The 17,513-nt window shown below is 57.0% G+C and carries 17 protein-coding genes; 8 read left to right on the top strand and 9 right to left on the bottom strand.

What is annotated here, in order from left to right:
- The first annotated feature begins 2 nt into the window (after positions 1-2).
- From C8N30_RS15655 to cysE, 6 genes are read left to right on the top strand one after another with little or no spacing between them, the layout of a single operon-like run.
- Positions 3-635 carry a DUF2460 domain-containing protein gene (locus C8N30_RS15655; RefSeq protein WP_025061851.1) on the top strand — a complete coding sequence of 211 codons (633 nt, stop codon included), beginning with the start codon at positions 3-5 and terminating at the stop codon, positions 633-635.
- Positions 632-1,522: a DUF2163 domain-containing protein gene (locus C8N30_RS15650; RefSeq protein ID WP_025061852.1), complete on the top strand. Its 891-nt coding sequence runs from the start codon at positions 632-634 to the stop codon at positions 1,520-1,522. Before C8N30_RS15655 ends, C8N30_RS15650 begins: the two co-directional genes overlap by 4 nt.
- The gene (locus tag C8N30_RS15645; protein WP_025061853.1) at positions 1,519-1,959 is read left to right on the top strand and encodes an NlpC/P60 family protein; all 441 of its coding nucleotides are present in this window, start codon (positions 1,519-1,521) and stop codon (positions 1,957-1,959) included. Before C8N30_RS15650 ends, C8N30_RS15645 begins: the two co-directional genes overlap by 4 nt.
- On the top strand, positions 1,959-5,891 hold the full coding sequence (locus C8N30_RS15640) for a baseplate multidomain protein megatron (protein WP_025061854.1): 3,933 nt from the start codon (positions 1,959-1,961) through the stop codon (positions 5,889-5,891). Before C8N30_RS15645 ends, C8N30_RS15640 begins: the two co-directional genes overlap by 1 nt.
- Entirely contained in the window at positions 5,891-6,232 is a 342-nt protein-coding gene (locus C8N30_RS20015) for a DUF7742 family protein (RefSeq protein WP_457920985.1), read from the top strand. The genes C8N30_RS15640 and C8N30_RS20015 overlap by 1 nt, the downstream gene beginning before the upstream one ends.
- Positions 6,233-6,260: 28 nt before the next feature.
- Positions 6,261-7,073 carry a serine O-acetyltransferase gene (cysE, locus tag C8N30_RS15635; RefSeq protein WP_025061855.1) on the top strand — a complete coding sequence of 271 codons (813 nt, stop codon included), beginning with the start codon at positions 6,261-6,263 and terminating at the stop codon, positions 7,071-7,073.
- Positions 7,074-7,170: 97 nt separating this feature from the next.
- On the opposite strand, the gene C8N30_RS15630 is transcribed toward cysE, so the two are convergent.
- The 5 genes from C8N30_RS15630 to C8N30_RS15610 all read right to left on the bottom strand — a co-directional run bounded on the left by C8N30_RS15630 (position 7,171) and on the right by C8N30_RS15610 (position 12,735).
- On the bottom strand, positions 7,171-8,514 hold the full coding sequence (locus C8N30_RS15630; RefSeq protein ID WP_025061856.1) for a pyruvate dehydrogenase complex dihydrolipoamide acetyltransferase: 1,344 nt from the start codon (positions 8,512-8,514) through the stop codon (positions 7,171-7,173).
- A gap of 12 nt (positions 8,515-8,526) precedes the next feature.
- A complete protein-coding gene (locus C8N30_RS15625; RefSeq protein ID WP_025061857.1) occupies positions 8,527-9,906 on the bottom strand; it encodes a pyruvate dehydrogenase complex E1 component subunit beta in 1,380 nt (459 codons plus the stop codon).
- A 4-nt stretch (positions 9,907-9,910) separates the two neighbouring features.
- The gene (pdhA, locus tag C8N30_RS15620) at positions 9,911-10,930 is read right to left on the bottom strand and encodes a pyruvate dehydrogenase (acetyl-transferring) E1 component subunit alpha (RefSeq protein ID WP_025061858.1); all 1,020 of its coding nucleotides are present in this window, start codon (positions 10,928-10,930) and stop codon (positions 9,911-9,913) included.
- 154 nt (positions 10,931-11,084) lie between these two features.
- On the bottom strand, positions 11,085-11,375 hold the full coding sequence (locus C8N30_RS15615) for an FtsB family cell division protein (RefSeq protein WP_025061859.1): 291 nt from the start codon (positions 11,373-11,375) through the stop codon (positions 11,085-11,087).
- Between the two features lie 166 nt (positions 11,376-11,541).
- Positions 11,542-12,735: a phosphoglycerate kinase gene (locus C8N30_RS15610; RefSeq protein WP_025061860.1), complete on the bottom strand. Its 1,194-nt coding sequence runs from the start codon at positions 12,733-12,735 to the stop codon at positions 11,542-11,544.
- 135 nt (positions 12,736-12,870) lie between these two features.
- Here C8N30_RS15610 and C8N30_RS15605 point away from each other — a divergent pair, with 135 nt between their 5' ends.
- Together C8N30_RS15605 and C8N30_RS15600 are read left to right on the top strand one after the other, a co-directional pair.
- A complete protein-coding gene (locus C8N30_RS15605) occupies positions 12,871-13,377 on the top strand; it encodes a peptidylprolyl isomerase (RefSeq protein WP_025061861.1) in 507 nt (168 codons plus the stop codon).
- The gene (locus C8N30_RS15600; protein WP_025061862.1) at positions 13,370-13,924 is read left to right on the top strand and encodes a peptidylprolyl isomerase; all 555 of its coding nucleotides are present in this window, start codon (positions 13,370-13,372) and stop codon (positions 13,922-13,924) included. The genes C8N30_RS15605 and C8N30_RS15600 overlap by 8 nt, the downstream gene beginning before the upstream one ends.
- Before the next feature lie 271 nt (positions 13,925-14,195).
- Here the strand turns inward: C8N30_RS15600 and C8N30_RS15595 are convergent, their stop codons facing one another.
- From C8N30_RS15595 to C8N30_RS15580, 4 genes are all read right to left on the bottom strand, one after another.
- The gene (locus C8N30_RS15595; RefSeq protein WP_025061863.1) at positions 14,196-14,702 is read right to left on the bottom strand and encodes a bactofilin family protein; all 507 of its coding nucleotides are present in this window, start codon (positions 14,700-14,702) and stop codon (positions 14,196-14,198) included.
- Positions 14,692-16,008, bottom strand: coding sequence for a M23 family metallopeptidase (locus tag C8N30_RS15590; protein ID WP_025061864.1), 1,317 nt, complete (start codon positions 16,006-16,008; stop codon positions 14,692-14,694). Before C8N30_RS15590 ends, C8N30_RS15595 begins: the two co-directional genes overlap by 11 nt.
- A 185-nt stretch (positions 16,009-16,193) precedes the next feature.
- Positions 16,194-17,003, bottom strand: a complete 810-nt coding sequence (locus C8N30_RS15585) for a ferritin-like domain-containing protein (protein ID WP_025061865.1) — start codon at positions 17,001-17,003, stop codon at positions 16,194-16,196.
- Entirely contained in the window at positions 17,000-17,461 is a 462-nt protein-coding gene (locus tag C8N30_RS15580; RefSeq protein WP_025061866.1) for a peroxiredoxin, read from the bottom strand. Before C8N30_RS15580 ends, C8N30_RS15585 begins: the two co-directional genes overlap by 4 nt.
- Positions 17,462-17,513 lie beyond the last annotated feature (52 nt).

Raw genomic sequence — 17,513 nt, 5'->3', positions numbered from 1 at the left:
CGATGAGTTTTCACGAAGTACAATTCCCGAGCGATCTGAGCTTTGGTGCATTGGGTGGTCCGCAGCGACGGGTGGACGTAGTGACATTGGCTAACGGTTTCGAGGAGCGAAACACGCCTTGGGCCCATTCGCGGCGTGTCTATGATGCGGGGCTTGGACTGCGCTCGCTCGATGATGTCGAAGAGGTTATAGCATTTTACGAGGCGCGCTATGGGCAGATGTACGGATTTCGCTGGAAAGACTGGTCGGACTATAAATCAGGCAAGCCTTCGGTAGCGATCAACCGTCAGGACCAGCAAATTGCACTCGGTGATGGCATCACTGCCCGTTTTCAGATCACAAAGACCTACCGGTCCGGGGGGCATGTGTATGAGCGGCCTATTACCAAGCCGGTGAAGGGCAGCGTGCTGGTGGCTGTCGAGCAGGACGACAAGATTGAAACGGTCGATTACGAGGTTGACGAGACGACTGGCGTAATCACGTTCAAGCACGCGCCTGACCCCGATACACGGGTTTTCGCGGGCTATGAATTCGATGTGCCAGTGCGGTTTGACAGTGACAGCCTGCTGACAAATATCGCGAGCTTCAACGCAGGGCAGGTGCCAGACGTGCCGGTGCGCGAGGTTCGGGTATGAGCGGGGAGTTCAATGCGGGACTGGAGGCGCACCTTAAAGGCGGACTGACCACAGTTTGTCATGCATGGGCGATCACGCGCAAGGACGGGGTGGTCTTTGCCTTCACAGATCATGATTTGCCACTGCGGTTTGCGGGATTTGAATTTCGTGCCGATGCGGGGTTGAGTGCGCTGGCGTTGGCGCAGTCAACGGGGCTGTCTGTGGACAACACCGAAGCCTTGGGCGCGTTGTCGGATGTGAGCCTGCGCGAGGACGAGATCGAGCAAGGGCGATTTGATGGAGCGCAGATACAGGCATGGTTGGTCAATTGGGCCGATACATCGCAGCACTGGTTGAATTTTCGTGGACATCTGGGTGAGTTGACACGGGCTGGTGGCGGATTTCGTGCAGAATTGCGCGGATTGACGGAGGCACTTAACCGCCCGTTGGGGCGCGTCTATCAAAAGCCGTGCTCGGCGGTGCTGGGGGATCGGACATGCCGGTTCAAACTGACGCAGGAGGGCTATGCGCAGGCTTTGCCCGTTCAGACGGTGACTGATGCACGGCGCTTCGTTTGGGAGGATTTCCTGTCGTACGATACGGATTGGTTTACACGCGGCCGCCTGGAGATGTTGGACGGTCCTGCAACTGGGTTGTGGGGGGGGATCAAAAGCGACCGCATCATTGGTACGGCGCGGGTGATCGAGCTGTGGCAACCTATTCGCGGTTCCGTTCAATCAGGAATGCAGATTCGATTGGTGGCGGGGTGCGACAAGCGCGTGGAGACCTGTCGTCTAAAATTTAATAACTTCGCCAATTTTCAGGGGTTTCCGGATCTGCCCGGCGAAGACTGGGTGGTGAGTGTGCCAAGTAGCAGCAATGTCAACAGCGGGGGATCACGCAGGTGAGCGGGGCGCGCATCGTCGTTGCAGCGCGAGACTGGATCGGGACGCCTTATGTGCATCAATCTGCGGTTCGCGCAGCGGGTTGTGATTGTCTGGGTCTCGTGCGCGGTGTCTGGCGGGAAGTTTACGGGCAGGAGCCGGAGGCCGTACCCGCCTATTCTATGGACTGGTCCGAGCCACAGGGCGAAGAGCGTTTGTGGGACGCAGCATTGAGACATCTGCGCCCAAAGGAACCGGCGCAGGCGGTTGCCGGTGACGTCCTGCTGTTCAGGATGCGTCAGGGGGCTGTGGCCAAGCATCTTGGCATCATGTCCCATGAAGGCAGTGATGCCCGCTTTATCCATGCATATTCGCGTCACGGTGTGGTCGAGAACGCGCTGTCGGCGCCGTGGCGTTGCCGTGTGGTGGCGTGTTTTGAATTTCCCGAGGAGATACTCTGATGGCGACGATAATATTTTCAGCAGCGGGCGCGGCGGTTGGTGGCTCGATCGGGGGAACGCTGGCGGGCCTGTCTTCGGTTGCGGTGGGGCGCGCGGTGGGGGCCACGCTGGGCCGTGTGGTGGACCAACGCATTCTGGGTGGCGGCGGGCAAGCTGTAGAGACGGGGCGAGTCGACCGTTTTCGTCTGACCGGTGCGGGGGAGGGTGATCCTGTCAACCAGTTGTACGGGCGGTTGCGTCTTGGCGGGCAGGTGATCTGGGCCTCGGATTTCGAAGAGGTAAGCACAACGACCGGTGGCGGCAAAGGTGGCGCGCCGCAACCACAGACCACCCAATACAGTTACTCAGTGAATATGGCGATCGCGCTGTGCGAGGGAGAGATCATTCGTGTGGGGCGAATTTGGGCGGACGGTGAGGAAATTTCTTCCGATGACCTGAACATGAGAGTTTACACCGGTAGCAGGGACCAGCAGCCTGATCCCCTCATGGAGGCGGTTGAAGGGGCGGGGATGGTTCCTGCCTATCGTGGCACCGCGTATGTCGTTATGGAAGCGCTGGGGCTACAACAATTCGGGAATCGTGTCCCGCAGTTCACGTTCGAAGTGATCCGCCCCGAGCAGCGGGGGGCCGCGGGCGCGACCCACGCCCTCACCTACGGTGTGGAAGGTGTCGCGCTGATCCCTGGTACGGGTGAATACGCGCTGGCAACCACACCAGTGAGTTATGTCGGTGGTGGTCAGGCACGTTGGAGTGCCAACATCAATTCACCATCCGGGAAAACGGATTTCACGACCTCATTAGAGGCGCTCAATGAAGAGCTGCCGGAGTTGAAGGCCGCCTCGCTGGTGGTATCGTGGTTCGGGTCCGATCTGCGCGCGGGTAGATGCGAGGTCGCACCCAAGGTCGAGGACGCGGCGATTGACGGTGAGGAGATGCCTTGGCGTGTCGCGGGAGTGTCGCGGCGGTTAGCGCGAGTCATTGCGCGCGGCGCAGATGACCGTCCCATCTATGGCGGTACGCCAGCAGATACCGCCGTGATCGAAGCGATAAGGGCGATGAACGAAGCTGGTAAAGCGGTAATGTTCTATCCTTTCATCCTTATGGACCAGACCGAGGGCAATACGCTTCCCGACCCGTACTCGGGTGCGCAAGGTCAGCCGGCCCTGCCATGGAGAGGCCGCATTACCCTAGATCGCGCGCCCGGTCAGGAAGGTTCGACCGACACCACGCCTGAAGCGGCTGACGAAGTCGCTGCTTTTTTCGGCACAGTTGAGGCAGCGGATTTCAGTGTCTCGAACGGCACTGTCACCTACACCGGCCCGCAGGAGTGGTCGCTGTCGCGCTTTATCCTGCACTACGCCGCTTTGTGCAAAGCGGCGGGCGGTGTTGATGCATTTTGTATCGGTTCTGAGATGCGTGGGCTTACGCAGATACGGAGTGCCCGAAACAGCTTTCCTGCGGTGCAGGCGTTCATCGCGCTGGCGGCGCAAGTGCGCGCACTTGTCGGGCCTGAGACCAAAATCAGCTACGCGGCGGACTGGAGCGAGTATTTTGGCTATCAGCCACAGGACGGCACAGGGGATCGCCTCTTCCACCTCGATCCTCTTTGGGCTGATCCGCAGATCGATTTCATCGGCATCGATAATTATATGCCTTTGTCTGATTGGCGTGATGGTGTGGACCACGCGGACGCACAGGTCTGGGATGACATTTATAACCTGCGCTACCTGCAATCCAACATAGAGGGTGGTGAGGGGTTCGACTGGTATTATGGTTCCGCTGAAGAACGGGAGGCCCAAATTCGCACCCCCATCACCGACGGGGCGCACGACGAGGCGTGGATCTACCGCTATAAGGATATTCGCAACTGGTGGGGGAACCTGCATTATGACCGCATCGACGGGGTTCGTAGCAATGAGCCGAGCGGATGGTTGCCCGGACACAAGCCGGTTTGGTTTACTGAATACGGATGTGCCGCGATTGATAAGGGTACCAACCAGCCAAACAAGTTTCTGGATCTCAAATCCTCCGAGAGCAGCCTGCCGCAATATTCCAATGGAGGTCGCGACGACCTAATCCAGATGCAGTATTTGCGCGCGATGATCGATTACTGGACGCAAGCGGAGAACAATCCACAGGGTTTGGAATATGAAGGGCCGATGATCGATATGCGTCGTGCCTTTGTCTGGGCGTGGGATGTGCGGCCCTATCCGTTCTTTCCCAACGGTCGCGATTTATGGAGTGACGGCAGCAATTATGCGCGTGGTCATTGGCTGAACGGACGAACCTCTTCGCGCAGCCTTGCGTCTGTTGTCGCCGAGATTTGTGACCGGTCTGGAGTGAGCGTATTTGACGTTGAGGCGCTCTATGGATTGGTGCGGGGCTACGGTGTGACGGATGTCGGCGATGCGCGCGCTGCGTTGCAACCGCTGATGTTGCGCTTCGGGTTTGATGCGGTGGAGCGTGACGGAGTTTTGACGTTCAGGATGCGAGATGGTTTGCGCCCGACGGCACTTGATTCCAGCAATTTCGCAGTTAGTCCCGATCTGGACGCAACCACCGTCCAGGTGCGCGAGGCAGAAGCGACCCTGTCAGGACGGGTGAGGCTTAGGTTTATTCAGGCGGATGCGAGCTACGATGTGATCTCGGAGGAGGCGGTGCTACCGGATGAGGAAACCCATGCCGTGGCCGCCAGCGAGTTTAGTATGCTACTTACCCGTGCGGAGGGTCGCCAAGTGGCGGAGCGCTGGCTCAACGAGGCGCGCATTGCCCGTGAGACGGTTCAGTTTGCGCTACCGCCATCGCGCATGGCAGTACGCGCGGGCGATATCGTGTCCTTGCCCGCAGAGCAGGGAGAGGGGGCATCGCTTTACCGTGTGGACCGTGTAGATCAGGCGCAATTCCAGCAGATCGAAGCGATGCGTATTGATCCCGAGATTTATGAATCGTCGCCTTTGCCGGACGAGCTTGTGGGATTGCAATCATTTGTGGCACCGGTGCCGGTTTACCCACTGTTTTTAGACCTCCCGCTTATGACCGGAGATGAAGTGCATCATGCGCCGCATGTTGCTGCCAGTGCGAACCCTTGGCCCGGTAGTGTCGCGCTTTATTCCAGCCTCACCGACCAGAATTATGGCATCAACACAATACTACCGATCCGGTCAATCATCGGTACGACGAGATCTTTGATGCACCGTGGCTGTGCGGGTCTCATCGACCGTGGTGCTGCGTTGGAAGTACAGCTGATTAGCGGCCAACTAGAGACGGTGGGCGAGGATGCGCTTCTTAGTGGTGCCAACCTTGCCGCGATTGGCGACGGGAGCTCTGACAATTGGGAGTTGTTCCAGTTCAAGGAGGCCCAATTGATCGGGCCAATGACCTATTTGCTGAGCCACCGAATACGCGGCCAGGCGGGATCTGACGGCTTGATACCCGATATCTGGCCCATAGGGTCGCAGTTTGTCCTGCTCAATTCCGTGCCACAGCAAATTGATCTGAGCCGTAATTTGCGCGGTGTCGTCCAGAACTACCGCATAGGTCCTGCCCAGAGACCCCTGAGCGATCCGTCTTTTCGCCAGTTTGAGCGGGCGTTTAACGGAAATGGCATGCGGCCTTATGCACCTGCACATCTATCAGCGGTGCGAAAGGTGAATGGTGCGCTGGCGTTAAACTGGATCAGACGGACAAGGATCGACGGGGATGGCTGGGACACGCCGGAGGTTCCGCTGGGCGAAGAGAGTGAGGCATATGTCCTTCGCATTCTTAAGGATGGAGTAGTGTTGCGCACGCAAATGCTCTCTGCTCCCGTTTTTGATTATAGCGCAGGAACACAGGCGGCGGACGGCGCGGTGGCACCGTTTGTGATCGAGGTTGCACAAATATCGGCGACATACGGTGAAGGATTGGCTCAACGGATCGAGGTTGATGTGTAATGCGTGCAGTTGGCCTGTCGGATCTGGTTCATGCTGCCCGGGCGGTGCAGGCTGTTCCGCAGGCTGATCGCCTTTCATTCGGAATGCATCTTTTGTGGCGGGCTCATGTCGCAGATAAATACGTAAAGAGACTGTCGAAGTTGCATCCGCATTGGGGTGACGGGAGTTTGTGTGCAGCAGCGAAAAGGCATCTTCAATCAGACGATAGCCTTAAAACATCGCCCGAATTTCAGGACTGTTTGGTGATTGTTCTTAAGGTGCTTGCACTACGTCGGAGCCTTGGAACAAAAACTTGTGCGGGACAACGGGTTTGCAAGAAGCGCATCTGTGTTAGATACTAGAGCCAGATGTTTAGAAGGAGCCTCCCCGATGGCCAGCCCGCAGAAAAAATTGACTACCGTGGATCCGGTTTGGGACCAGATCAAGCGTGACGCGGAAAACGCTGTGGCCAAAGAGCCGCTGGTCGGCGGGTTTGTACACGCCACAATTCTGCACCATGCATCGATGGACAAAGCGCTCTCATACCGCATCGCGGCCAAGCTCGCATCGAACGAGATGTCGATGATGGTCGTGCGCGAGGTCGTGGAGCAGGCATATAGCGATGATCCGATGCTGGTCGAGGCGGCGCGCGCTGATCTGGTGGCGATCTTTGATCGTGATCCCGCTTGCCACCGTTTGTTGCAGCCGATTTTATATTTCAAGGGGTATCATGCTGTTCAGGCATATCGCGTAGGCCATTACCTGTGGAAAAAAGGCCAACGCGACCTTGCGTATTTCTTCCAGATGCGGATTTCCGAAATTTTCGGTGTGGATATCCATCCAGGTGCGCGCATCGGCAAAGGCATCATGATCGACCACGCCCATTCCATCGTCATCGGGGAAACTGCTGTTGTGGGCGATAACGTCTCAATGCTGCATTCTGTGACGTTAGGCGGAACGGGCAAGGAAGAGGAAGACCGCCACCCGAAGATCGGGGACGGGGTATTGATCGGTGCCGGTGCAAAGGTGCTTGGTAACATCCGCATTGGTCACTGTAGCCGAATCGCCGCAGGCTCTGTCGTGCTGGAGGACGTGCCTCCGTGCAAGACAGTGGCGGGGATTCCAGCTCGCATTGTCGGTGAGGCAGGGTGTGACCAGCCCTCGATGTCGATGAACCATATGCTGGGACCGTGGGAAGACTAAATTGCTGTTTTAGCAATCCCAATTTAGTTATTGAATTGTAAAAGCCGGAGAGTTTCTCCGGCTTTTACTTTATCTTATTGGATGTAATTAGGGCTATTTAGGCCAACATGGTCATCGGCGCTTCGAGGTTATCCTTGATCGCATTCAGAAGCTCTGCGCCTAATGCGCCGTCGATCACACGGTGGTCTACAGACAGGGTAACCGACATTACCGTAGCAATCCCCAGCGCGCCGTCTGCGCCGACGACAGGCTTTTTCGTACCCGCCCCCACAGCAAGGATTGCCCCGTGCGGCGGGTTGATCACAGCATCAAAGTTATCGATACCGAACATCCCAAGATTGGAGATTGCAAAGCTGCCACCTTGGTATTCATGCGGTGCAAGTTTGCGATCACGGGCGCGGGCCGCGAGGTCTTTCATCTCCGCACTCAGTGCCGAGAGTGATTTCATTTCAGCATCCTTGAGCACAGGAGTGAAGAGCCCGCCCTCAATGGCAACGGCCACGGCCACATCCGATGGCTTGAGCTTGAACACTTTGTCACCTGCCCAGACGGCATTCGCATCGGGCACCTGTTGCAGCGCCAGAGCGCAGGCCTTGATGATGAAGTCATTCACCGACAGCTTCACCCCCCGTGGCTCAAGCTGTTTGTTGAGTTGTGCGCGGAACGCCATCAGCGCATCGAGCTGGATGTCCCGGCGCAGATAGAAGTGCGGCACCGTCTGCTTGGCTTCGGTGAGGCGCGCGGCAATGGTTTTGCGCATCCCGTTCAGCGTGATCTCTTCGTATTCCCGGTCTGCATACATCTTGGCGATTGTATCACTTGATGCACCGGCCGGCATGGACGCCGCAGCGGATACCGCGTTTGGCGTGTCGCTTTTGGTCGCTTGAGCAGGGGTGGCTTCTGATTTTTCAAGACCCTCCACATCCGCTTTTACGATCCGGCCGTGTGGGCCCGAGCCCTTTACCTGCGTCAGGTCGAGACCCTTTTGCGCCGCAATCCGCCGTGCAAGCGGTGAAGCAAACAGCCTGTTGCCGTCGCTCTTGTTTCCTGCTGCGGGTGTTGGCTCTGGCGTCGCATCTGTTTCACCACGTCCATGGCCTTTTGCAGGGGCGGTGGCATCCGACGCCTCGGCAGGCGCTACCTTACTGGATGCCTCTGCCTTGGGTGGTGAGGCCTCTGCGATATCGCCAGCGCTTTCGCCCTCTTCGAGCAGCACTGCGATAGCGGTGTTGACCTTGACCCCTTCGGTGCCTTCGGCGATCAGGATTTTCCCGATCACCCCTTCGTCGACCGCCTCGAACTCCATCGTCGCCTTGTCAGTTTCGATTTCGCACATCACATCACCGGAAGCGACAGTGTCGCCTTCCTTGACCAGCCATTTGGCCAGCGTGCCTTCTTCCATTGTCGGCGAGAGGGCGGGCATGAGGATTTCTGTGGGCATACTGTCCGCTCCTTATTTATAGGTAACTTTTTTGACGGCCTCGATCACCTCGGCGGTCGTCACAAGTGCATGTTTCTCAAGGTTGGCGGCATAGGGCATCGGAACGTCCTTACCGGTGCAGCAGATCACAGGGGCGTCGAGATAGTCAAATGCCTCCTGCATCACAACCGAGCTGATATAGCTGCCAACGGACCCCTGAGGCCAGCCTTCTTCGACTGTCACCAACCGGTTGGTTTTCATCACCGATTTCAGGATCGCATCAGTGTCCATCGGACGCAGGGTGCGCAGGTCAATCACCTCGGCGTTGATCCCGTCCTCGGCCAACTTTTCCGCCGCCTCAAGGGCATAGGTCATACCGATGCCAAAGCTTACGATAGTCACGTCGTCACCCTCGCGCCATATCCGCGCCTTACCGAATGGCACGGTGTAATCGTCCATGTCCGGCACATCAAAGGTGCGACCATAAAGGATTTCATTCTCGAGAAAGATCACTGGGTTGGGATCACGGATCGCTGTTTTCATGAGACCTTTATAATCCGAAGCAGAGTAGGGCATTGCAACCTTCAGACCTGGAATCTGCATATACCAGGCTGCGTAATCTTGGCTGTGCTGTGCCCCGACACGCGCCGCGGCACCGTTAGGCCCGCGGAACACCATGGGTGCGCCCATCTGTCCACCGGACATATACAGCGTCTTGGCAGCCGAGTTGATGATCTGGTCAATCGCCTGCATTGCGAAGTTGAAGGTCATGAATTCTACAATGGGGCGCAGTCCGCCGAACGCCGCACCTGTGGCAATTCCGGCAAAGCCATGCTCGGTGATGGGCGTGTCGATGACGCGCTTGGCGCCAAACTCGTCCAGCATACCTTGGGAAATCTTGTAGGCACCCTGATACTCACCGACTTCCTCACCTATCAAGAATACAGAATCGTCGCGGCGCATTTCTTCGGACATGCCATCGCGCAATGCCTCGCGCACAGTCTGTTGTTTGAGTTTGGTGCCTTCGGGCCAGTCGGGTGTCCTATCTGTTTTAGGGGCAGGGTGCGCCATCCCCGCAGCGGGTGCAGTCTCTGACGATTGCTCTTTATCAACGGGCACCGGTGCTGTGGCTGGTTTCTCGGTTGCGGTTTCTAATGCCGAAGCGTCCTCGCCTTCCTCCAGCAAGATCGCAATCGCCGTATTGACCTTTACGCCTTCCGTGCCCTCGGCGATGAGGATTTTCCCCATGACGCCTTCATCCACGGCCTCGAACTCCATCGTAGCCTTGTCTGTTTCAATTTCCGCCATAACATCACCGGAGGAGACCTTGTCGCCCTCCTTGACCAGCCATTTGGCCAGCGTGCCTTCTTCCATGGTGGGGCTCAGGGCGGGCATAAGAATTTCAGTTGCCATTTGCTCAGGCCTCCTGCGGGACTTCGGTTGCGTAAATATCGGTCCACAGCTCGTCGAGGTGCGGCTCGGGGCTCTCTTTGGCGAACTCGGCGCTCTCGTTCACCACGGCTTTTATTTCCTTGTCGATCGCCTTCAGATCATCTTCGGTCGCGTGCTTACCAGTAAGAAGGAGTGTGCGTATCGCCTCAATCGGATCACGCTCGCTGCGCATCTTCTGCACTTCCTCGCGGGTCCGGTATTTGGCCGGATCTGACATCGAATGGCCGCGGTACCGGTAGGTTTTGATTTCCAGAATATAGGGGCCTTTGCCCGCACGGCAGTGCGCCACAGCAGTCTCGCCCGCTGCCTTTACTGCCAGCACATCCATACCGTCCACTTCTTCGCCCTGAATGCCATAGGCGGCACCGCGCTCCCAATAGCTGGGGGAGTGAGTGGAACGTTTGGTCGAGGTGCCCATCGCGTATTGGTTGTTTTCAATCACAAAGATACAAGGCAGATCCCAAATCTCTGCCATGTTGTAGGCTTCGTAAACCTGACCCTGATTTGCTGCACCATCACCAAAGTAGGTGAATGTAACATTGTCATTGCCTTTGTACTTGTCCGAGAAGGCCAGACCCGCGCCCAGCGGCACCTGCGCTGCAACAATGCCGTGGCCGCCGTAAAAATGCTTCTCTTTCGAGAACATGTGCATCGAGCCGCCCTTACCCTTGGAGTAGCCGCCCTCGCGACCCGTCAACTCGGCCATGACACCCTTGGGATCCATACCGCAGGCCAGCATATGACCGTGATCGCGGTAGGATGTAATGCGCTTGTCACCTTCCTTTGCCGTCGCCTCAAGGCCCACAACAACCGCTTCCTGACCGATATAGAGGTGACAAAAGCCGCCAATCAGACCCATCCCGTAGAGTTGCCCCGCCTTTTCCTCGAACCGGCGGATCAGCAACATGTCCTTGTAATAGGCCTTCAGCTCTTCGGCTGAGACATTGGATGGCGTCGTCTTTGACGCAGGCTTTTTAGCGGCCATTCAGCAATCCTCCCGTTGGCGCAGTACATCCCGCGCCTGATATAGTTTAACGTTAAACTATATCATAACGGATTCGATTGAAGATTGCGAGGGGGCTTTGTGCAGGCCTGTATTGTGTGGCGTGCAATGGCCGGAATTGCTTCGTCAAATTGAATTAACGGATAACAATCTCGTCGGTGCGCAGCAACCCAAGGACCGAGCGGGCCTGCTCGTCGAGCAAGTCAAGATCGAGATAATCGTCCGAAAGGCGGCGGGTGAGGTTTTCCATCTCGGCCACTTCAGCGCGCACCTGCACCAGCTGGTTACGCATATCGTTGGCTTCGGCCAGTATTTCGGCGCGACGGAAAAGACCGAAATCGCCCTGAACAGCCGCAAACATAAAGTAAAGGCTCAGCGCAAAAGCAATCGCAAAGAAAAAGAGTGGTCCGAATGCGGGTTTGCTCATGCGCTGATGCCTATGGATACCTGTAGAAACTGCCTTGAATGCCACCTCTTGTCGGGTGGTGTTAACTGTATGGCACAGGTGATTCGCAAAGGGAATCCCCTAATGATTCGTAAACCTGAAAAACTTGTGGATAAGACGCTGCACGCCACATCCGGTTATCTGTCGCTCAACCGCCGAGAGCGGCAACTCCCGGCAGTGTCTTTCCTTCCATCCATTCCAGAAATGCACCACCTGCGGTGGAGATGTAGGTGAAATCATCGGCAACACCCGCCTGATTAAGCGCTGCGACGGTATCTCCGCCACCGGCCACCGAAATCAGCGCCCCATCCCGCGTCTGTTTCGCCGCGACCTGCGCTGCGGCGACCGTGGCGGTATCAAAGGGCGAAATCTCGAATGCGCCCATAGGTCCGTTCCAGATCAGCGTTTTGAGGTTTTCGAAGGCGGCACGCATCTGTCCAATTGTTTGCGGCCCGGCGTCCAGCACCATCTGGTCGGCGTCCAGCACCGTATCGGGCCCCAGCTGCACCACCGAATGTGCGGCACCCGCCTTGAACTCGGTCGCGACCAGCCCGTCTACGGGCAGCAGGACACGGCAGCCCGACTTTGCCGCCTGCGCCATGATATCGCGCGCAGTTTCAAGGTAATCATGCTCGCACAATGACGCACCCAGTTGCGCCCCCTGCGCCGTCAGAAACGTATTCGCCATACCGCCGCCGATCACCAGTAGATCCAGACGGTTTACCAGATTCTCCAGCAATGCAATCTTGGTCGAGACCTTCGCCCCGCCCACCACGGCCCCCACTGGCCGCTCTGGGCGCGACAGCGCGGCCTCCAGCGCGGAAAGCTCCGCCTGCATCAACCGGCCCGCACAAGAGGGCAGGTGGTGCGCGATCCCCTCCGTCGAGGCATGGGCGCGATGTGCGGCAGAGAATGCATCGTTACAGTAAACATCGCCAAGCTGCGCGAGGCGCGCGGCAAAGGCTGGATCGTTGGCCTCTTCACCGGGGTTGAACCGGATATTTTCGATCAAGACGACATCCGCGGCTGCAACCTCGGCCGTAAATTTCTCGGCCGCATCCAGTGTCTCGACCAAAGCAACCGTGCGCATCAATGCCCGCTTAAGCGCGGGCAGTACTTGCCGCAGGCTCATGTCGAGGTTCACTTTACCCTTTGGTCGTCCGAAATGCGCCAGCAGGATCGGTGTGCCGCCTTTGGACAGAATATCATGAACTGTGGGCACGATCCGCTCAATTCGCGTGGCATCCGTCACCTCGAAATTCTCGACCGGTACGTTAATGTCGACGCGTACCAGCACACGTTTGCCGTGCAGATCCATATCGTCCAGTGATTTCCAGCCCATGTTGGTGCGCCCCTTGCGTCTTTAGCCATGCTTTGTGTGTTGTTTTGCCGTTATCTTGCCGAGGGTCAATGCACCACCTTGGCAATTGTGCTGCTGGGCCTTAGGTAACGATAAAGATTTATGAAGGAGCGCCCCATGGCCGAGATCAAAGACCCAGAAAACACAATCCTGATGGAACTAAAAGGTGGCACCGTCACCATCGAGCTGCTGCCCGATGTGGCCCCAAAGCATGTCGAGCGTATGAAGACGCTTGCCCGTGCAGGTGCCTATGACAACGTGGCATTCCACCGTGTCATCGACGGCTTTATGGCCCAAACTGGCGATGTCCAGCATGGTAACATGGAAAAAGACTATAACCCGCGCGGCGCAGGAACCGGCAGTTCCGAACACCCTGACGTGCCTGCAGAATTCTCCAAGATCCCGCATGCACGTGGCTCTCTTGGTGCTGCGCGCTCCGCCAACCCGAACTCGGCCAACAGCCAGTTCTTCATCAATTTCAAAGACAATGACTTCCTCAACGGTCAGTACACTGTCTATGGTCAGGTGATCTCCGGTATGGAGCATGTCGACGCCCTCACCAAAGGTGAGCCACCGGCGAATCCTGATCGCATGATCAGCGTGAAAGTTGCTGCAGATGCGTAACCTTGTTGCAGGCAGCCTCGTTGCAACGCTCCTTGCGGGAACTGTTGCGGCCTCGGGCCTCCAGATCGAAGTGGCGGGCGAGGCCAATGGCATCGTTACCATTGACCTTCTGGAAGATGTGGCCCCGCAACATGCCGCGCGTATGACCGAACTCGCGGCCGCTGGTAAATACGACGGCGTTGTATTCCACCGCGTCATTGATGGCTTCATGGCTCAAACGGGCGATGTCGAGCATGGCCGCGATCCCGATGATCTGCGCCGCGCAGGTACAGGCGGTTCCGACATGCCAAACCTGCCAGCGGAGTTTTCAGACATCGCGTTCGACAAAGGCGTGGTTGGCATGGCCCGCTCCCAAAGTGAAGATTCGGCCAACAGCCAGTTCTTCATTATGTTTGATGCCGGTCATTTCCTGAATGGTCAGTACACTGTCGTTGGCCGTGTTACTGGCGGTCAGGACGTGATCGACGCCATTAAACGCGGTACCGGTGGCAACGGGGCTGTCGTAGGCACCCCAGATATGATGAAGACCGTAACTGTCATCGACTGAAGAAGTTAATATTTCGATTGAAAAAGCGCTCCGCAAGGGGCGCTTTTTTTTGGTGCTGCCCCAAGTGCGGAACAGCACACAGAACTGGGAGGCGGGGCAAAGCATTGCTCGCGCACAAACTGTAAACTCGAAACAGGAGTGCCGTTCCCACCCGAGCTGGAAATGGCTTCGGGCATTGCCCGTTACAGCAGTGGGCCTTAAAACCGGTAACCCAAAGAAAAACGCCGCAGGCAAAACCCGCGGCGCATTTCAAATTTCATTGTCCGAACGTTTATGAAGCAGGATTTGCCTTGGCAGCAGGGGCCGCTTTCGAGCTGGGGTTCAGCGGGTCATCCTGACGCTGGACTGAACCCTCAAAATGCGCGCCGCTCTCGATGGCGATTGTTTTGTGGATAATATCACCCTCAACGCGCGCTGTGGATGTCAGGCGAACCTTGAGGCCGCGCACACGGCCTACGATACGGCCATTGATTACAACATCATCGGCAATCACTTCACCTTTGATCGTGGCGGATTCGCCGATGGTCAGAAGATGCGCACGAATGTCGCCCTCGACTGTGCCCTCAACATGAATATCGCCGGTTGTTTTCATGTTGCCTGTTACATGAAGGTCCGCCGACAAGGTCGATGCCGGTGGCTTCGGCTTTGGTGCGCTTGCCTTGAACTCGCTTGACGGCGATGAAGCAGGAGGCACTGACGATGAAGACGTCGGGATGCTGGGTTTTTGTGCATCGGTGCCGGTTGGGGCGCCGTCATTGATTTTGCTCTTAGAAAACATCGTTTGCTGCCTTGATATAGATCATTGGATTGACGGCTTTCCCACCGACGCGAACTTCATAATGTAGATGCACGCCGGTAACCCGTCCTGATGCACCCATATCACCAATTCTGTCGCCACGCGACACCCTTTGGCCGACCTTTACACGCATTTTTGACATGTGTGCATAGCGGGTTTCGATACCGAATTCATGCTGGATTTTTACCAGACGCCCATATCCTGATCCCCAACCAGCGTGGGTCACAACACCGTCCGCCGTCGCATAGAGCGGGGTGCCCATGCCTGCAGCAAAATCAACACCGTTGTGCATCCGGCGTCCGCCTGTCTTGGGATCGCGGCGAAAACCGAATTCCGAGGTAAAGCGGAACGAATTCTTTACAGGATTCGCAAAAGGCGCCTTTGACGCGGCAAGGCGGTAAAGGTTGAGGCGGTCCATTTGACCCAGCAGCCGGTTGGCGCGCAATGTGTCTGCCGTGGGCTGCTCGCCCCGTGTCGTAAAGCTGAGCGGCGTGAGTGGGCCGCCTTGACCGGAGTAGCCGCGGCGCACTGTGTTCAGCATACGCTCTGTCGGCATTCCTGCAGCGCGGAACATCCTGTCTAGCGGCGCAACAGATACGGTCATCGCTTCTTCCAGCTGGCGGAAAATCGCATCGTTCTGCTCTTGCATCAGGGCGATCTTCTGGCTCATCTCGTCGGCCTGTAACAGGGCATCCTGAGCGTCGAGCACAACCTGATCACGCTCTTGCGCTGTGCGGGCCAATGCATCGGCCATAAAATCCATTGGCGCTGTGCTGGCCGAAACCTGAATCGCACTGCCACCGTCTGCCTGCAAGGCGGCAACCTGACCGCGTGCTGCTTCGCGGTCTTTCATCGTGTCGCGCAGGGTCGACTGGATCACTTCGATCCCTGTCTCAAGCTCGTTGCGGCGGGTCTCTGAGGATAATAGCTCGGATTGCATAATTGAAATCTGGGCGAGGGCGGCATTGAAACGCTCCTGCGCCGCAAGCGCCTCTTCGGCGCGTCCATCGCGCTGTGCACTCAGATCGTTAAGGCGCGCCTGATAGGTCCGCTGGTCACGTTTCGCCTGCTCGCGAAAGTTGCCCGAACCGATGCTGTCCATTAAAATGATCGCTGTCGCGATGATCGCCCACGCCACAAGGGCAGAGCATCCCGCGAGTGCAATCAGCTGTGTGCCAGATCTCAGACGGATAAACCGTGTGTCATTGTCCGACTTCAAAAATACGCGGCGCTCTGGAAAATGTCTTTCCAGAAACGCATGAGTTTTAATTGCGAGCTTTGTACGCACGTCTAATATATCCCTTTAGTTCCCCGTAACGCAGCGGCGTGTCCCTCACAGTTGCGTTAACAGTATCGCAATAGACCTATGAAAGGTCATCGGGCAACCCTTGAGGCCGACCACGACGGATACCCGCCAGTTTGAGTAACAAATAGGCAAAAATCCGCCTACTTCAGCGCTTTGCGTCTCGGCGTTCAAGTGGACTGGGCCAATGGCCAGTAGAAATCCGGGGGAATACCTGCTTCGGCGCGTTTTTCCTCGTTGAAGGGCGGTTTGAGTTGGCCGTGGAAATATTGCCGCACGAGCGCGTGAAATTTCGGTGTAGGATCAAGGTCATGACGCCCGCATAAGAAATGGAACCACTTGGAGCCGTAGGCAACGTGGTGCACTTCTTCTGCATAAATCACTTCGAGCGCTTCTACTGCCTGACCTTCCTTGGCCTGCTTGAACAGTCGTATCATGTTTGGGGTGACATCGAGACCGCGTGCCTCCAAAACCATCGGCACAACAGCAAGTCTGCCCATAAAATCATCAGCCGTATCGGTTGCTGCCTGCCACATACCCGCATGTGCAGGCAATGCACCGTAGAAGCTGCCCGCAGCTTCAAGGCAATCACACATCAGATTGAAATGCTTGGACTCTTCATCTGCGGCTTTCACCCAGTCGTCATAATAACCAATGGGCATATCTATGTGAGAAAAGCGTGCGATGATATCCCAGTGCAAATCCACCGCGTTCAACTCGATATGGGCCACAGCATGCATCATCGCGATCCGCCCCTCCGGTGTGCCCGGTTTGCGGTGGGGCACATCCCGCGGGCTCAAGAGCTCTGGCGCTTGGGGGCGGGCGGGATGATCGGGGGGAGAGGCAGTTCCGATTTCGGGATGCGACCCGTCCGCACGCGCGGAGCGCCACGCTGCCGCGTATTTATGCGACAGCGCCGTTTTCTCGCGACCGTCAGCGGTGCGCAAAACCGCATCCGCCATCTGCGCCAGCGTCATCATAGGGCGCGAACTGCGTCCAGCACCTCTTCTACGTGGCCGGGTACCTTCACCTTGCGCCAGACCTGCGCGATGGTGCCATCCGAGGCGATCAAAAATGTCGCGCGCTCGATGCCCATGGATGTCTTTCCGTACATGCTCTTTTCGACCCATACGCCGTAGGCTTCTGTTACGGTACCCTCTGCATCCGACAGCAGCGGCACAGTCAAATCATGTTTGGCTACAAATTTGTCATGTTTTGCCATCGTATCGCGCGAAATACCAAAAACCTTGGCCCCGGCGGCTTCAAATTCTGCCAGTTGTGCGGAAAAGCCGATGCTTTCCTTGGTGCAGCCTGGCGTGTCGTCGCGTGGATAGAAAAACAGAACTACGGGCGCGCCTTTCAGTGCAGTAAGCGTAACATCGCCACCGCCTGTCACAGGAAGCGTAAAATCAGGGGCATTTTCAGATATTTCGGGCATTTTGACCTCATAGTTGTGAAGGGCGTGGCCTTGGACTGGCCACGGACCTCTG

The sequence above is a fragment of the Sulfitobacter guttiformis genome (assembly GCF_003610455.1).
GTDB classification, from domain to species: Bacteria; Pseudomonadota; Alphaproteobacteria; order Rhodobacterales; family Rhodobacteraceae; genus Sulfitobacter; species Sulfitobacter guttiformis.
Note: the sequence above shows the minus strand (reverse complement) of the source record. Positions and strands in the feature narration are given on the sequence as shown.